This window comes from Hyalangium versicolor (assembly GCF_020103695.1).
Taxonomy (GTDB): Bacteria; Myxococcota; Myxococcia; order Myxococcales; family Myxococcaceae; genus Hyalangium; species Hyalangium versicolor.
In genome coordinates this window covers 36,717-50,906 of sequence record NZ_JAHXBF010000005.1, presented here as the reverse complement: position 1 = coordinate 50,906, position 14,190 = coordinate 36,717, and the positions used below count along the sequence as shown (strand labels likewise).

Below are 14,190 nucleotides of genomic sequence, written 5' to 3'. Positions count from 1 at the left end.
AGTAATTCATGGCCGACTCCCCCACCGGCGCTCCACCCGCGGATCCCGCTGTCCTCCGGAACATGATCTTCGGATTCTGGTCCCTGCGCGCCATCTATGTCGCCGCCGAACTCGGCGTCGCGGACCACCTCGCCTCCGGGCCCCGGGACAGCGAGGAGCTCGCCAAGGCCTGCCAGACCGACGCCTCCGCGCTGTACCGGGTGCTGCGTGCCCTGGCGAGCGTGGGGCTGCTCTCGGAGCCGGAGCCCCGTCACTTCGCGCTGACTCCGCTGGGACAGTTCCTGCGCAGCGATACTCCGGGCTCCATGCGCGCCCTGGCTCGGATGCTGGGCTCCCACTGGCACTGGCGCACCTTCGAGGGAATCCTCGAGAGCGTCCGCACTGGAGAGCCGGCCATGGCGAAGATGGTCGGTCAGCCGCTCTACACGTACCTCGGCCAGAACCCCGAGCAGGAGAAGATCTTCGATCACTCGATGACGAGCTTCTCCTCCGTGGAGAACGACGCCATCCGTGATGCCTGGGCCTTCCTCACCTCGGGGACGCTGGTGGACGTGGGCGGCGGGCGCGGGCACCTGTTGGCGACGCTCCTGAACGCCCACCCGGGCCTGCGCGGCATCCTCTTCGACCGGCCCTCCGTGGTGGCGAATGAGCAGGATGCCGTGAATGCTCATGGGCTCGATGCGCGCTGCGAACGCGTGGGGGGAGACTTCTTCGAGTCCGTTCCCTCGGGCGCCGATGCCTATCTGCTCAAGTACATCCTCCACAACTGGAACGATGAGCGCACCGGCGCCATCCTCCGAAACTGTCGCCGTGCCATGAAGCCTTCGGCCCGGCTACTGCTGGTGGAGCAGGTCGTGCAGCCCGGCAACTCGCCGGACCCGGCGAAGCTGTTGGACCTGGAGATGCTCGTGCTCGTGGGTGGCCGCGAACGCACCGAGGAGGAGTTCCGCGGGCTGCTGGCCGACAGCGGCTTCTCACTGGTGCGAGTGGTGCCCACCCGGCGGGCTCTCTCCATCGTGGAAGCCTCGCCGGTCTGAGCCCTGGCCGGAGCGTCCCTCCAAGGGGGGCGCTACGACGCCCCACCCTCGGGAGCTGCGGGAGCAGTGGGAGCCGCTTCCTTCTTGCCCTCGGGTACCTTGAAGCCCAGATACGTCCCGGAGCTGATCCCCATCAGCCCCAGCAGAGTGGCGCTGAACTCCGGCATCGAGAGGCTCCTGTAGACCGAGCTACAGAAGATGACACCGAGCACCAGCGTCCAGATGAAGAGCTGGAAACGGTGGAGGCTGAGGTTGCCAGTCTCATCCGTGAGCACATCGTTCAAGAAGCCCCTGGACTCCAGGGGCTTGCCGGCCTCAGGGGGCACAGCGCTGCTCCCCTGGACCGTCAATGGCTGCTTGTTCTTGTCGATCAGCGTCGACACCAGCGCTGTCCCCGTCCCGATGCCCAGCAGTCCCAACACCGAGTCCGTGATCGTGTCGAGCTCCCCGTTGATCAGCCAGATGAAGAGGTAGGCCGCGACCACGAGGAAGAGCCAGAAGGCCATCTGGAACAGCGCGAGGTTGTAGGGACGCTTATCGATGGTCACCGTCGGCGAGCCGCTGCGGATCAGCCCACCCTTCCGGCACAGCCGCAGGAACGCCAGCGCCCCGCCCACCAGCAGACCGATGAACAGGAACAGCATCGCACGAGGAACAATCTCGAGTTGGAAATCCATGACGCTCGTAGGCAGGGGGAACTGGTCCGTGGCCCCCACGCTGATGCTGACCGGGCGCACGTAGCGCGTCGGCCCCCCGAGCAGCCCGTGCCAGATATCGTCCGACTTCGGGGTGCGCTGCAACCGGTACCGCACGTGCCCGTTCACCGCATCACACGACAGCGGCTGCAACCCCTGGATGGCTATTCCGTCGATGAAGAGGATGATCCCGTTGCAGGTGTTGCTCGTCTCCTTCATCAGGGCATCGAAGTTCTGCACGTGCACCGAGAGCAGGTCACCCAGGCCGGCGATGCTCCAAGCGCCATCGAGATAGGAGTGTGCATAGTAGACGCGCGCTGGGCCTCCATCATCCGGGACCTTCGGCGCATCCGGTGGCTCGACTTGCGCCAGAGCCGACATGGAGACCAACCACCCTGCGAGCACACACCATGTTTTGCGCATTGCCCCCTCCGGCCGTCAGTGTAGACGACCGGAGAAGGGATGCGCAGGTTCCTCCTCAGCGCGCGGCGCGGCGGATCGCCTTCACCGTGTCCGAGACCTCCGTCACCATCGCATCGTGGCCCGAGTCGATCTCGTCATAGTCCCAGTGCCACGCCCGCGCCTTGGCCGCGAACGCCTTGAACGTCTCCCGAGAGAACCACTCCCCCGTGCAGCGGATATAGGCCTTGGGGATCTTCGACAGCGTGCTCCAGCTGAACACCAGCGGCTCCTCGAAGGTGGCCGTCGGCTGCGGACGCAGACGCGCGCCGACATAGGCAATGTCATCGTCCTCCGTCAGCCCGAAGTCCTCAGGCGGGAACGACGGCAGCATCGTCACTTCCGGGGGAGGCGCCGGGAAACCGATCATCCCGAAGAAGGACTGCCCCGGCTCAGGGATCACCGCGTCCAGGTACACCAACTTCTTGATGCGCGAGGGAATCGCCGCGGCCACTCCGGTGATCACCATTCCGGCGTAGCTGTGTCCCACCAGGATGACGTCGTGCAGATCCTCCATCTGGATCAGCGAGACGATGTCCTGCACATGGGTGGAGAGCCCCACGTCCGGCCGCGCCAGGTGCGCGCGCTCGCCCAACCCTGTCAGGGTCGGCGTGTACACCTGCGCATCACCTGCACGCAGCTTCTCCGCCACCTTCTGCCAGGACCAGCCCCCATGGAACGCACCATGGACCAGTACGTAGGTGGGTGTGTGATCGTTTCCAGCCTCGGCCCTACCCGAGGAAACCAGGACACACAGGGCCGCGATTACCGCCAAGCTGAAACGCATTTTCTCTCCTTTGCGAACTTTACTGATTTCCAGAATAATAATGGCAAGTGACGACGCAATTTTCCACCGCAGCGACAATTATTTGTAGGAACGCGCCACGGGGGGCGAGGTGGCAGAACAGGCGCAACGCTTCCGCCGGGACTCCATTCCGAGGTGCCGTCTCTCCACGGAACCTCATGACGCGCCCTAAGGAGCTAACACCTTGACGACGCATTCACCCAAGCGACAGCCCCTTCCCTTTGGGGATTACCTTTTGCTGGATCGCTTCGGCATTGGCGGGATGGCCGAGATCTGGCGCGCGAAGATGTTCGGAGCCGAGGGGCTCGGCCGGCTGGTGGCCTTGAAGCGGATCCTCCCCCACTTCGCGGATGACGAGGAGTTCATCTCGATGTTCCTCGACGAGGGGAGGATCGGGTTGCAGTTGCTCCACGCGAACGTGGCGCAGGCCTTCGAGCTGGGACAGATCGGCCCCTACCCCTTCCTGTCGCAGGAGTACGTGCCGGGCAAGTCGCTGGGAGAGCTGTTCGATCACTTCCGGCGGGCGGCCACGCCGATGCCGCTGCCCATGGCGTGCTACTGCATCTCGCGCATGTGCGCGGGGCTGGACTACGCGCATCGCAAGACGGACGGCCGGGGACGCGAGCTGAACATCGTCCACCGCGGGCTGTCGCTCGATGACGTGCTGATCTCGTTCGAGGGCGACGTGAAGGTGATCGACTTCGGCATCGCCAAGGCGGCCGGGCGGGTGACGCAGACGCAGCCCGGCATCCTCAAGGGGAAGATCGGGTACATGAGCCCGGAGCAGATTGACGGCTCGGTGCTGGATCGGCGCTCGGACGTGTTCGCCATCGGGGTGTGTCTCTACGAGCTGCTCACGGGCCAGCGCCCCTTCATGGGAGACAGCGATCTGGCGACCATGGAGCTGACGCGCAAGGCACAGGCGACGCCGCCGTCCTCGCACAACCCGTTCGTCCCCCGGCCGTTGGATCGGATCGTCCTGCAGGCGCTCGCGAAGGACGTGCGGGAGCGCTACGCGTACGCCAGCGAGCTGGAGGATCAACTCCAGGACTTCCTCATCCACCGGGACGCGAACTTCGATCGGGAAGATCTGAGGCAGTACATGCGGACCACCTTCTCGGAGGACATCCAGCGAGAGACCCAGCGGCAACGGGAGTACGCCCGGATCGAACCGCCCAAGGATTTCGACATCCACTGAACCGCTGGAGCAGGGGGGCTTCCGGGCACCGACGCGTTTTTGCGAGACTCCGCGCGTCCCTGCCCGGAGGGTTCCCATGCGCCAGCCTGCCCTGCTCTTCACGCTGCTCTGTCTGTCAGCAGCCGCCCACGCCGCCGATGACAAGGCGCTGTGGAAGGCCGTCTTCCAGCTTGAGGATCCGGAGCAGCAGAAGAGCGCGGCCACCCTCCTGCGCTCGAACGGGGCGGCGGGCTATGACGTGCTGGCGAAGGTGGCTCGCGCCGGAGGTGAACACCTGGCCCTGTCCGTCTCGGCGGTGCAGGTGGGGTGTCACATGTTCGGCGGGCGGATCTCCATGGCCGGCCGATTGGAAGGGTCGCAACTGCCGCTGAGCGCGGTGAAGCTGGCCACCGAGATGCTCCAGGAGGATCGAGCGCTGCGGGAATCGCTGCTCGGCTCGGAGGAGCCCTTCGATCGAGCGCTCGCGCTCATGGTGTCGTCCAGCGTGCCTGGAGCGCTGCCCGGGGCGCTGAAGCGGCTGGAAAACGAGAAGGAAGCGCGGGTCCTCTCCGTGGTGGAGCCCGCCTCACGCTGCGCGGCGTACCGAACGGGCGAGCGGGTGAACGAGGATGCGCAGCGGCTCGTCCGGCGCATGGAGGGGGCGACTCCGAATCCCCGGTGCGATCAGGCCGGATTCCAGGCGGATGCGCTCGTCGAGGGCCTGGCCAAGGGCACGTACCAGATCTCCGGCTGGGGGCGGAGCGGCGACGACTTCACAGTGACGATGAAGAGAGGCCCCGAGCAGAGCACGCACCTGGCGCCGGCGTGCGCGATCGCGCTGTATGACGCGTTGGCCAAGAAGGGGAAGTACGAGCCCGGGCTGGTGGTGCCCCTCACCCAGCAGCACCTGCTGCCCATGAGCACGCGGGATGCGGCGGCCCGGCGCGCGGTGAGGGATCTGCCGAAGTTCCCGGAGGCGAACCGGAACCGGCTGGCGGCGGATCTGGTCAATGCCGGCTACGCCGTGCCGGTCAAGGTGACCTACCAAGGCGGTGACATGTTCGCACAGGAGAACGAGTTGGAGGCCGCCGCGCGGCAAGGCAGTCCGCAGGCACTGGCCGACATCGATCGCTTCGTCTTCTGCCGGGGTACGTTCGGCGCTCACGGACTGGCGATGCTGGGGTACGTCAAGACGCCGGATGCGGCAGAGACGGCGTATCAGCTGGCGCAGCAGTGTCCCCGCGCGCTGGCGGCTGGAACTGCGGCGCTGCTGCGGCTGAAGGATCCCCGAGGGCTCCAGCTGTTGAACAAGGCGCTGGAGGACACGGCCTTCGCCGAGGACGATCTGTATCGCGCGGCCATCGAGGCCTATACGCCCGCCCTGGGGCGTGAGCTCCACAAGCTGGCGGACAGCAAGGACGGCTTCCGGGTGAAGGAGATGATCCAGGTCCTGAAGACCGCGGGAGTCATGAGGGACTGAGCGCCCCGAGAGCGCCCACCGCGAGCGGAAGGGTTGTCTACCCTTCGAGGAAGCCGCAGGCCTCGGGAGGAACCTGGGTGAAGCGCACGCCCATGCGGCTGGGAGCCTCGGGCTGGCTGGCCGGGAGCGCCCACACCACCTCTCCGCGGAAGGGCAGCTCGTTGCCGGACACCTCGACGGTGCCGTGGAGCTGCGAGCCGGGCATGAAGACGAAGGGCGCCTCGACGCTGAATCCACCCGGAGAGACATCCATGGTGTGCGCCGAGAGGCGATTTCCGAGCATCAGCGAGAGGCGGCGAGCGTTGCGGACGGAGCGGTTATCGAACATGCACACATGGTGATACAGGCCCGTAGCCGCGCAAGTTTCCCGCCCGAGCCCGCTCCGAGAATCACGCTGGCACCGTGAATCACGAGGCCCGGCGAATCGAGGGACGCGAGGAGTTCGTCAGCTCCAGCTGCTTGGCGCGGTAGAGCTTCTCCAGATCACTGCGCTCCTGCTCGGAGATGCGCCCCCCGGCCCGAGCCTCCTTGATGCTCATGCCCACCTTGCGCAGCGACCGGGCATCCCGAGCCCCGGCAATCCCGCGCGCCAGCGTGCTGGCCTCGCCCCAAGTCAGAGGCACCGGAGCTCCCTCGGCCTTGCTCGCCCCCACTTCGTACGAGAGGGCCTTCTCGCCCGCCATCAAGGGAGGAAGAGGCTCATGCCCCCCCGCCGCCTCCCCGCTGGGAGTCGAGACCGGAGCCGGCGCCCCGGACGTGCTCCCCAGGTCCTGCAGCATGAAGTCCTCGACGTCCTGGGTGAACATGTCCGAGCAGCGAGCCAGCGCGATCGCCCCGTCCACCTGGGCCCGCTTCTTCGCCATCTTCAGGATCGTGTTGTCCAGATCCGCGATGTCCTCGTTCTCCACCCGCCCCACCGACTGGCTGGTGATGCGCTCGTCTGTCGAGGCGTACTTCTCTCCGCAGCCGCCCTTCTTCTTGAAGCACACCCAGCCACCGCCGTACTCGCTCTTGCCCTGGATGATCGCGTCCTTGTTGCAGACGGGGCACTTGCGGTTCGCCACGCGCCACCGGAACCGGCTCTCGCGGCTGTTCGCCGAACCGTAGCCCTCCGCCAGCACCTTGCCCTGCTCCCGACTGATGATGCGGCAACGGAACGTGTACTTGAAGAAGCCGCTCTCGAAGTCCTCGTGGCAGAACTCCGGAACCAGGGTGAACTCGGGCGTGCAGCCGAACAGATCGATCAGCTTCTCGGCGCCCGGCTTGAGCAGCGTCGGCTTCTCCGATCCGGCGATGCGGCCATAGTCCGTGCCCTCGATCATGCACTGCTTCACGTACTGGGCCAGAACCTGATGCTGCTCGCGCTCCTCCTTCAGGAGCCCGGCAGTGAGCTGTGCGCGGCGGGGGGTAGGCACCGGCGTCTCGCTGCGAATCATCTCACCCTGCATGGCGACCTCCATCTCGATCGTCCTCAGGTCTAAATCAGGGGTCTGACGTTCCCCCCTCCGAGCGCCTCGTCGCCTACCCCAGGCAGGCAACCTGGCAGGCAGGGCCACCCCTCTCCCGAGGTAGGGGCTTCCCCTTGATTCCACTCGGTTTTTTCCCCCTTCCAGTGGTCCGGCTCCATGCCCCGGTGCTAGGGTGCCCGCGCCATGGCCAAGTCCCCCTGCCCCGTGTCGCTGTCGCAGTTCCTCGAGAAGGCCGAGCCCCTCAAGGTCATCATCAACGGCCAGGAGATGCTGGCCGAGGTCAAGTCGTTCTCCACCGGTTCCTTCGGCTGGTACATCAACGGAAAGACGACCGTCACCGTCGACGGCAAGCCCGTCTCCGTGCAGATCGGCATGAACATGACGGTCGTCGGCTCCAAGGAAGCCGCGCGCTAAGCCCCTCCGCCTGCCCCCGCAACACGAAGGGCCCACCCCTCACCCGTGGCGAGGAGCAGGCCCCCGTGTGTCCGAGCCGCATCGCGTGGCGAAGCGGCTCAGTTCCAGCAGCTCAGATCGCGCGGACGTTCTGCGCCTGCAGGCCCTTGGGGCCCCGGGCGACCTCGAACTCCACCCGCTGACCCTCGGAGAGGCTGCGGAAGCCGTCAGCCTGGATGGCAGTGTGGTGGCAGAACACATCCTCCCCGCCGCCGTCCTGCGTGATGAACCCGAAGCCCTTCGCATCGTTGAACCACTTCACAACACCAGTTGCCATTTTCGATTCCTTGCTCATCCGGGCACGGTGAGTGCGCCGGCATTCCAAGCTCGCGGTGCGAGCTACCCGCCCCCCTGACAGCTTCTGAGGAAAAAAGAAAGGGGGGGTGCCGGTTTGCACGCCAAACCTCACAGTGGCGCGCAGGGGGGGCGAGCATTCCCTGGGAAGATGCTGGCCACTCAACACTCGGGTGCGGTACACGGCCAGTCCATGCTCCGATACTCCGCTGACCTCCGGACGCTGCTGTGGTGCGCCGCCATGCCCGTGGTGGCCCTATCGATGTACGCCCGCCCCGAACTCATCCCCTGGTTGAGTCCGCTGGCTTGCTACCTCGCGCTGTCGGCGGGAGTCATCGCTCACAACCACAACCACTGCCCTACGTTCCGCAACCGGCAGATGAACAACGTGTTCGGCATGTGGCTGTCCATCTTCTACGGCTACCCGACGTTCGCGTGGATCCCCACGCACAACCTGAACCACCACAAGTACGTGAACAAGGCGGGGGACGCGACCATCACCTGGCGCCACACCAACAAGCACAACGCGCTGGTGGCCTTCACGTACTTCTTCGTCTCCTCGTATTACCAGAGCGATCCGATCAAGGCCTTCATCCGCAAGGCGCGCACCAACAACCCGGCGCTCTTCCGGCAGATCATCACCCAGTACATGGTGTGGGCCGGTACACACGTGCTGCTGCTGGCGCTGGCCATGGTGCTGCACGGGGCGCACGAGGGCGCGCGGGTGTGGATCTTCGCCTTCTTGATCCCGGCCGTGTTCGCGCTGTGGACGATCATGTTCTTCAACTACATCCAGCACGTGCACACCGATCCGTGGAGCGAGCACAACCACAGCCGCAGCTGGGTGGGCGCGGCCATCAACTTCTTCCTCTTCAACAACGCGCTGCACGCCGCGCACCATGAGATGCCGGGCGCGCACTGGAGCACCCTGCGCGAGGCCCACGCGAAGATCGAGGCCGAGATCCACCCGGACCTCAAGCCGCGCTACTTCTTCCCCTGGTGCTTCTCCAATTACGTGCTGGCGCCCTTCTTCCCCCGCTTCGGCACCCAGCAGATCGGCCGCGCCCCGTTCTCCCTTCCCACCGGTGAGACCGCGAACGTGCAGTTCGGCGACGAGCTGGAAGCAGTGGAGTCCGGCAATAACGCAGCGCGCGTGTGAGCCGCGCGCGCTGGAAGCACAACAATCCGGATCCACGGTACGCGACGTGATGGGTGAGGTTTCACCCATCGTGCGCCCGAAATGACGTCTCTGGGAGGATGCGGGGCGAGGGGAAACCTCTGCCCCTCTTCAGCCCAGGAGACTGCACATGATGGGAATGCTGCTCATCGGCGTGGCGTCATTCGGTCTGGCTACCGCGGAACCCAACCCCACTTCCGTCACGTGCACAGCCACGGCTCCGGGCGTCACGTTCACCATCGGCTCGGGGTTGATGTGCTTCCACTACGACACGACGTGTGACGGCACCGTGTCGAGCATCACCATCGACGCGACCTACAGCGGGCCGGCGCAGGGCTCCGGAAGCAAGACGTGCCTCGACGCCAGCTCGTGCTCCTACGTGCTCTGCACGCCCTACCGCCGGGGCACGTGGTCCTTCACCAACGCGACCACGTACTCCGGCGGGACGAGCTCGGCGACAAACACCGTCACCTACAACCCGTAACCCCGGGCCCGGTGCGGCCGCTCACTTGAGCGAGGGCGGCCGCCGGGCAGGGACGCAGCGCAACTGGCTGGGATCGCAGACCGTGGCGAAGTCCGGGTTGATGGTCCCCGCCGCCGCGCAGAGGGCGTTGCTCGGAGCGCCATCCTCGTCCGCGCAGTCGATGTCTCCGGGCCACATGCCCCAGACCTCATACTTCGCGGTGCACCCGTCCTCGGTGTACTCGAGCTCCGCCACCATCTGCGTGCCGGGGGCCTGAGGCGTCGCGAGGATCCGGACGCCGCTCCAGCGGTAGACGATGTCCTTCGAGGGCAGCCCCTGCTCAGCCACCGCGGGAGCGTGCTTCTCGGCGACGTCCAGGTCCGAGGCGGAGCAGAAGCCCTCCGAGTCGGACTCCTTGGCCAGCGCCCCGAGCGAGTACGCCACGCGCGCTGGATCGCGCTCGTCGAGCGCCACGAGCGTTTCGGGCTTGATGGACAGCTGCTCATCGCCCGAAGGCGTGGAGAACTTCAGGATGCCGAGCTGCTCGCCCGCCTTCAGGGGACAGCTGCTCGCCTCCAGGGGCCGGTAGGTGGCGGACCACACGAGGCTCTGCACGGGACAGCCGATGGCGGGCTGCTCCGTCTCACATGCGGAGAACATGGCGGTGGCCAGCACCAGGCCGAGGATTCGTCGAGTCATGGGGAGAGAGACCTTTCCTGGGAGCTGCGCGCCTAGAACGTCACCCGAGCACCGAAACGGAAGGAGCGCGGCGCCTGGTAGGCGGTGGGTTTGCCGAAGTTCTTGTTGATGGCCTCGCCGGAGATGGGATCGCCTGTCTCCGCGTCGATGACCTTGCCGGGCAGATCGGCCTTGGTGCCGCCGACGATGGGCAGCACCGGCGAGTACGTGTAGTTCTGATCGTACGCCGTGGCCGTCTGGAAGTTGAAGACGTTGAAGACGTCCATGCTGATCGAGGCGACGAGGTCCTTGGCCAGGGTGTAGTTGACGGCCAGGCGGCTGTCGAAGCGGTTCACCCAGGGCAGGCGGCCCGCGGAGCCACGCGGCAGGATGTAGGCCTGCCCGGCGCCGTAGTCCACGTGCGCGCCCAGGTAGCTGTACGGAGCGCCCGAGCTGCCCCGGTACGACAGGCCCAGGTTGAGGCTCAGGCCGGGCCGCAGGACGAACTCGCGGGCACCGAAGGCCTTGATCTGATGCGTGTGGTCCGCCGGCAACAGGCCGCTGCGGTTGGGCAGCAGCGAGACGAGATCGAAGTCCGAGTTGATGTTCGGATCGAGCTGGCCGGTGTCGCTGCGGAACAGGCCCTCGTAGTTGCCGTAGAGGCGGGACCACGTGTAGCTGACCTGCGCCAGCCAGAGATCCGCGAAGGTCCTCTGGAAGAAGAGCGTGACGCCGTCGTAGGTGCGCTGGGGCTTCACGAAGTCCTTGGCGAAGCCATAGCCCGGGTTGCCAACGAAGTACGTCTGCCCGTCATCGCGGCTCATGTCCTCGATGGCGACGTTGAGTGAGCGCCGGGTATAGGACAGGCCCACGCGCGAGTTGGAGAACACCTCGTATTCGCCGCCCACGACGAACTCGTCCGTGGACTGGGGACGGATGTCCGGGTCGACGATCGTGGTGCCCGCGCCCACGGTGCTCCAGAGGCGGTTGGGGTCCAGCGGATCCTGCGCGGGCTGGCGCGCGGTGTCGCTCTGGCAGATGCCCTGCTGCTGCGCCGGATCGCGCGGATCGCAGAGCGTGGAATCCTTCTGCGAGCGCACACCGGGCTCACCGGGGAACGAGCGGTCCACCATGTCCAGCGGCACGCTCTCGTAGTAGCGGGCGTAGCTGCCGTAGAGCTTCATCCGGCCAGCGCGCGAGGGATCGACGATGAGGCCCAGGCGCGGAGACCACTGGTTGGGCAGCACGAGCGCCGTCTTGCCACCGCCCACGAGCTGCTGGGTGTCGTAGCGCAGGCCCAGGTTGAGGGTGGCGGACTCGACGACGCTCCAGCTGTCCTGGATGAAGCCGCCGAACGCGTTGGACTTGGACTTGGGGCTCTGCGAGTCCTGGATGATCACCTGATCCGGGCCCACCAGGTAACCGTACTGGCGGTAGTCGTAGAAGTAGTCTCCCTCGTCGGACTCGATGAGCACGCTGCGGCCCGTCACCGCGCGGGTGTGGTTGTAGACCATCTGCTCCAGGTCGATGCCCGCCTTCAAGACGTGCTGGCCGGCCGCGTTCGCCAGGAAGGTGCCCACGGCCTTGGCCTGGTAGCGCTCCAGCGTGGACTCATCCAGCCGGCCCGGCCCGCCCGTCAGGTACGAGAGCACGGGGCACAGCGTGGGTGTCACCCCCGGATTCGGAGAGGTGCATACGGAGGGATCCGGCAGCGTCTCGAACTCGGCGATGGAGTGCTGGGACGGAGCGGTCCGCTGCCAGGTGACGTTGGAGATGCCCGCCAGTCCCTCCATGGAACCGCCCACCGTGCCGTCCGCGGCGCGGATCGACAGGTTCTGGTGGTGCCAGCCGAGGGTGGCGTTGAAGAGCAGGCGCTTGTCGAGGAAGGACGAGGACCACTTGACGCTGGTGTCCAGGCTGTTGGTGGAGCGCTCGGTGGCGATAGCGCCGTACTCACCATTGATACGCTCCACCTCGGGGGCGCCGGTGCGCTCGCTGATGGCGAAGCGGCCCGAGCCTCCCGATGAGGAGGGCGTGCCCGTCACCGTCACCGCGACGTTGTGGTCCTGGTTGAGCAGGTAGGTCAGCTTGGCGATGTACTGGAAGCTCTTCTGATCGGCGAAGTAGAGCTGCTGGGTGCCATCGATGCGCTGCGTCTGCGCGAAGCCGCGCTCGTCCGTCAGGGGCTTGCCGTCCGCGCCCAGCACCAGCGAGTTGAGGTTGCGCTCGAGCTGGTAGCGGGTGAACGACGGGGCGACGCCCACGTAGAACCAGAGCCTGTCCTGGAGGATGGGGCCGCCCAGCTCGGCGCCGATGTCTCCCAGGTTCCACAGCGAGGCCTGGCCGGAGACGGTGCCCGCCTCCTGGCGGATCTCGGTGGTGTTACCACTCAGCCCGCCCGGGGTGAGGTTGCCGAACACGGAGCCGTGGAACTCGTTGGAGCCGGACTTTGTCACCGCGTTGACGACGCCGCCGGTGGAGCGGCCGTACTCGGGCAGGTAGCCGCCGCTGATGACGTTGACCTCGCCGATGAACTCCACGCTCAGCGGGGTGCCGTTGATGCCGAAGCCCGGATCATTCACCGACACACCGTCGACGATGTACTGGTTCTCCGGAGACGTGGCGCCGCTCACGGAGACGCCATAGGTGTCCGCGCTGGCGCCGGGGGCCAGCTCCGCCAGGGACTCGAAGGAACGGGACGCTGCCCCCTTTCCCGTGGGCGCCACGACGGCGATGTTCTTCACGAAGGCCGAGCCCACGTTGACGCCCGTGGACGTGGAGCCGATGTCCACCGTGGGCGCCTGGCCGACGATCACCATCTCCTCGGACAGCGCGGCCTCGGGGATCAGCTCCACGTTGACGCGGACCGAGTAGTCCAACCGGACGGTGACGCCGTCGCGAGCGTAGGGCCGGAAGGCCTCCTTCTCGAAGCGCAGCGAGTAGACGCCTGCTGGGAGTTGGGGAATGCGATAGGCACCGGAGGCATCGGTGACGACGACCTGCTCACCCTGAAGGTTGGGTGAAGTGGCCGTTACCACCACATCCGCCACGGGCTTCTTCGTGGTGGTGTCGACCACGTTGCCAAGCAACACCGAGCTGCCCTGAGCAAGCGCCGGGGCACTCGTCAGGCACAGCGCCAGCACCAAAAGTCCAAGGTGCCGGAGGTTCCGTCTCTCTGTCATGGGGCATCTGGCCCGGGGGCTGCGCATTGCTGCGCCGGGCGCTCCTCGCGGGCCCCAAAGAGATGTCCACACGCGAACAGAAGCAAGCGTTCGTTTCGATCTGGGCTACTCTGGGGGTATGCAACCTCGCCCGCCGGGGCCCCCACGCATCCCGTCCCTGCCCTACCGCAAGCCTCAACTTGGACGGGATTACTGGATCCAGGAGCAGATGCTCCCCAATGCGATGGAGGTGAGGGAGCGGTGCCTGGCCAAGAAGCACTGGGATTTCGGCCTGCCCTACCGGAAGGAGACCTGGCCGGGGATGCGCGCCGCGGACGCGCTGCTGCCGGAGGAGCTGGAGCGCGTGGAGGCGTGGGTGAAGGAGAAGACCGGGGCCACGCGGCTCTGGGCCGAGCGCACCGCCGAGGGCACCATGCTCAACCACAACTGCGTGCAGCTCGTCGGTGAGAAGGACTCGGGCCCGAGGCCGCACACGGATTCGCTGCGCCTGTGCCGGTACGCGGCGGTGCTGTACCTGACGCCGGATGCGCCCCCGGAAGCGGGAACCTCCTTCTACCGGCTGCGGCTGCCCGGCGGAGGACTCAGCGGCAACCTCTGTCCTCCCCCGCACGCCAACCTGCGCGAGGCCCTGGGCATCACTGGCCTGCCGCTGCAGGCGTGGAGCGAGGATCTTTCCATTCCCAACGTGTTCAATCAGTTCCTGCTGTACCGAGCGGATCTGGTGCACTCGGCCACGCGCTACTTCGGTACCGAGCCCCAGACCCGGCGGATGACCGCGGTGTTCTTCTGGATGGCGGCCTGAGCATTGGAGTGGCTCCAGC

Annotated in this window: 14 protein-coding genes; 7 read left to right on the top strand and 7 right to left on the bottom strand. The window is 66.4% G+C overall.

The window, feature by feature from the left end; genetic code table 11:
* Nucleotides 1–8: 8 nt before the first annotated feature.
* On the top strand, nucleotides 9–1,037 hold the full coding sequence (locus tag KY501_RS11835; protein WP_224362982.1) for a methyltransferase: 1,029 nt from the start codon (nucleotides 9–11) through the stop codon (nucleotides 1,035–1,037).
* Nucleotides 1,038–1,069: 32 nt separating this feature from the next.
* Here the strand turns inward: KY501_RS11835 and KY501_RS11830 are convergent, their stop codons facing one another.
* On the bottom strand, nucleotides 1,070–2,113 hold the full coding sequence (locus KY501_RS11830; RefSeq protein ID WP_224362981.1) for a hypothetical protein: 1,044 nt from the start codon (nucleotides 2,111–2,113) through the stop codon (nucleotides 1,070–1,072).
* Nucleotides 2,114–2,210: 97 nt separating this feature from the next.
* Nucleotides 2,211–2,978 (bottom strand): alpha/beta hydrolase, encoded by a 768-nt coding sequence (locus tag KY501_RS11825; RefSeq protein ID WP_224362980.1) that lies wholly within the window; start codon nucleotides 2,976–2,978, stop codon nucleotides 2,211–2,213.
* A gap of 202 nt (nucleotides 2,979–3,180) precedes the next feature.
* Between KY501_RS11825 and KY501_RS11820 the strand changes: the two genes are divergently transcribed.
* Nucleotides 3,181–4,194, top strand: a complete 1,014-nt coding sequence (locus KY501_RS11820; RefSeq protein WP_224362979.1) for a serine/threonine protein kinase — start codon at nucleotides 3,181–3,183, stop codon at nucleotides 4,192–4,194.
* Nucleotides 4,195–4,270: 76 nt separating this feature from the next.
* Nucleotides 4,271–5,653, top strand: coding sequence for a hypothetical protein (locus KY501_RS11815; protein ID WP_224362978.1), 1,383 nt, complete (start codon nucleotides 4,271–4,273; stop codon nucleotides 5,651–5,653).
* A gap of 37 nt (nucleotides 5,654–5,690) precedes the next feature.
* Here KY501_RS11815 and KY501_RS11810 read toward each other — a convergent pair whose 3' ends face one another.
* A complete protein-coding gene (locus KY501_RS11810; RefSeq protein WP_224362977.1) occupies nucleotides 5,691–5,981 on the bottom strand; it encodes a PilZ domain-containing protein in 291 nt (96 codons plus the stop codon).
* Between the two features lie 79 nt (nucleotides 5,982–6,060).
* The gene (locus KY501_RS11805) at nucleotides 6,061–7,101 is read right to left on the bottom strand and encodes a hypothetical protein (protein WP_224362976.1); all 1,041 of its coding nucleotides are present in this window, start codon (nucleotides 7,099–7,101) and stop codon (nucleotides 6,061–6,063) included.
* A 204-nt stretch (nucleotides 7,102–7,305) separates the two neighbouring features.
* Here KY501_RS11805 and KY501_RS11800 point away from each other — a divergent pair, with 204 nt between their 5' ends.
* Entirely contained in the window at nucleotides 7,306–7,536 is a 231-nt protein-coding gene (locus KY501_RS11800; RefSeq protein ID WP_071901230.1) for a hypothetical protein, read from the top strand.
* A gap of 112 nt (nucleotides 7,537–7,648) precedes the next feature.
* On the opposite strand, the gene KY501_RS11795 is transcribed toward KY501_RS11800, so the two are convergent.
* Nucleotides 7,649–7,852 (bottom strand): cold-shock protein, encoded by a 204-nt coding sequence (locus tag KY501_RS11795; RefSeq protein WP_224362975.1) that lies wholly within the window; start codon nucleotides 7,850–7,852, stop codon nucleotides 7,649–7,651.
* A gap of 210 nt (nucleotides 7,853–8,062) precedes the next feature.
* Here KY501_RS11795 and KY501_RS11790 point away from each other — a divergent pair, with 210 nt between their 5' ends.
* Nucleotides 8,063–9,028, top strand: coding sequence for a fatty acid desaturase (locus KY501_RS11790; RefSeq protein WP_224362974.1), 966 nt, complete (start codon nucleotides 8,063–8,065; stop codon nucleotides 9,026–9,028).
* 148 nt (nucleotides 9,029–9,176) lie between these two features.
* Nucleotides 9,177–9,530, top strand: a complete 354-nt coding sequence (locus tag KY501_RS11785) for a hypothetical protein (protein ID WP_224362973.1) — start codon at nucleotides 9,177–9,179, stop codon at nucleotides 9,528–9,530.
* Between the two features lie 21 nt (nucleotides 9,531–9,551).
* Here the strand turns inward: KY501_RS11785 and KY501_RS11780 are convergent, their stop codons facing one another.
* Nucleotides 9,552–10,208 (bottom strand): hypothetical protein, encoded by a 657-nt coding sequence (locus KY501_RS11780; RefSeq protein ID WP_224362972.1) that lies wholly within the window; start codon nucleotides 10,206–10,208, stop codon nucleotides 9,552–9,554.
* 32 nt (nucleotides 10,209–10,240) lie between these two features.
* Nucleotides 10,241–13,369, bottom strand: a complete 3,129-nt coding sequence (locus KY501_RS11775; protein ID WP_224362971.1) for a TonB-dependent receptor domain-containing protein — start codon at nucleotides 13,367–13,369, stop codon at nucleotides 10,241–10,243.
* Between the two features lie 118 nt (nucleotides 13,370–13,487).
* Here KY501_RS11775 and KY501_RS11770 point away from each other — a divergent pair, with 118 nt between their 5' ends.
* Complete coding sequence (locus tag KY501_RS11770) at nucleotides 13,488–14,171, top strand: hypothetical protein (protein WP_224362970.1); 684 nt, start codon at nucleotides 13,488–13,490, stop codon at nucleotides 14,169–14,171.
* Nucleotides 14,172–14,190 lie beyond the last annotated feature (19 nt).

Bases quoted from the DNA above. Each gene is read 5' to 3' on its own strand.
- KY501_RS11780 (WP_224362972.1), bottom strand. From the start codon at position 10,208: ATGACTCGACGAATCCTCGGCCTGGTGCTGGCCACCGCCATGTTCTCC.
- KY501_RS11795 (WP_224362975.1), bottom strand. From the start codon at position 7,852: ATGGCAACTGGTGTTGTGAAGTGGTTCAACGATGCGAAGGGCTTCGGG.
- KY501_RS11805 (WP_224362976.1), bottom strand. From the start codon at position 7,101: ATGCAGGGTGAGATGATTCGCAGCGAGACGCCGGTGCCTACCCCCCGC.
- KY501_RS11785 (WP_224362973.1), top strand. From the start codon at position 9,177: ATGATGGGAATGCTGCTCATCGGCGTGGCGTCATTCGGTCTGGCTACC.
- KY501_RS11810 (WP_224362977.1), bottom strand. From the start codon at position 5,981: ATGTTCGATAACCGCTCCGTCCGCAACGCTCGCCGCCTCTCGCTGATG.
- KY501_RS11825 (WP_224362980.1), bottom strand. From the start codon at position 2,978: ATGCGTTTCAGCTTGGCGGTAATCGCGGCCCTGTGTGTCCTGGTTTCC.
- KY501_RS11775 (WP_224362971.1), bottom strand. From the start codon at position 13,369: ATGACAGAGAGACGGAACCTCCGGCACCTTGGACTTTTGGTGCTGGCG.
- KY501_RS11790 (WP_224362974.1), top strand. From the start codon at position 8,063: ATGCTCCGATACTCCGCTGACCTCCGGACGCTGCTGTGGTGCGCCGCC.
- KY501_RS11770 (WP_224362970.1), top strand. From the start codon at position 13,488: ATGCAACCTCGCCCGCCGGGGCCCCCACGCATCCCGTCCCTGCCCTAC.
- KY501_RS11830 (WP_224362981.1), bottom strand. From the start codon at position 2,113: ATGTCGGCTCTGGCGCAAGTCGAGCCACCGGATGCGCCGAAGGTCCCG.
- KY501_RS11800 (WP_071901230.1), top strand. From the start codon at position 7,306: ATGGCCAAGTCCCCCTGCCCCGTGTCGCTGTCGCAGTTCCTCGAGAAG.
- KY501_RS11815 (WP_224362978.1), top strand. From the start codon at position 4,271: ATGCGCCAGCCTGCCCTGCTCTTCACGCTGCTCTGTCTGTCAGCAGCC.
- KY501_RS11835 (WP_224362982.1), top strand. From the start codon at position 9: ATGGCCGACTCCCCCACCGGCGCTCCACCCGCGGATCCCGCTGTCCTC.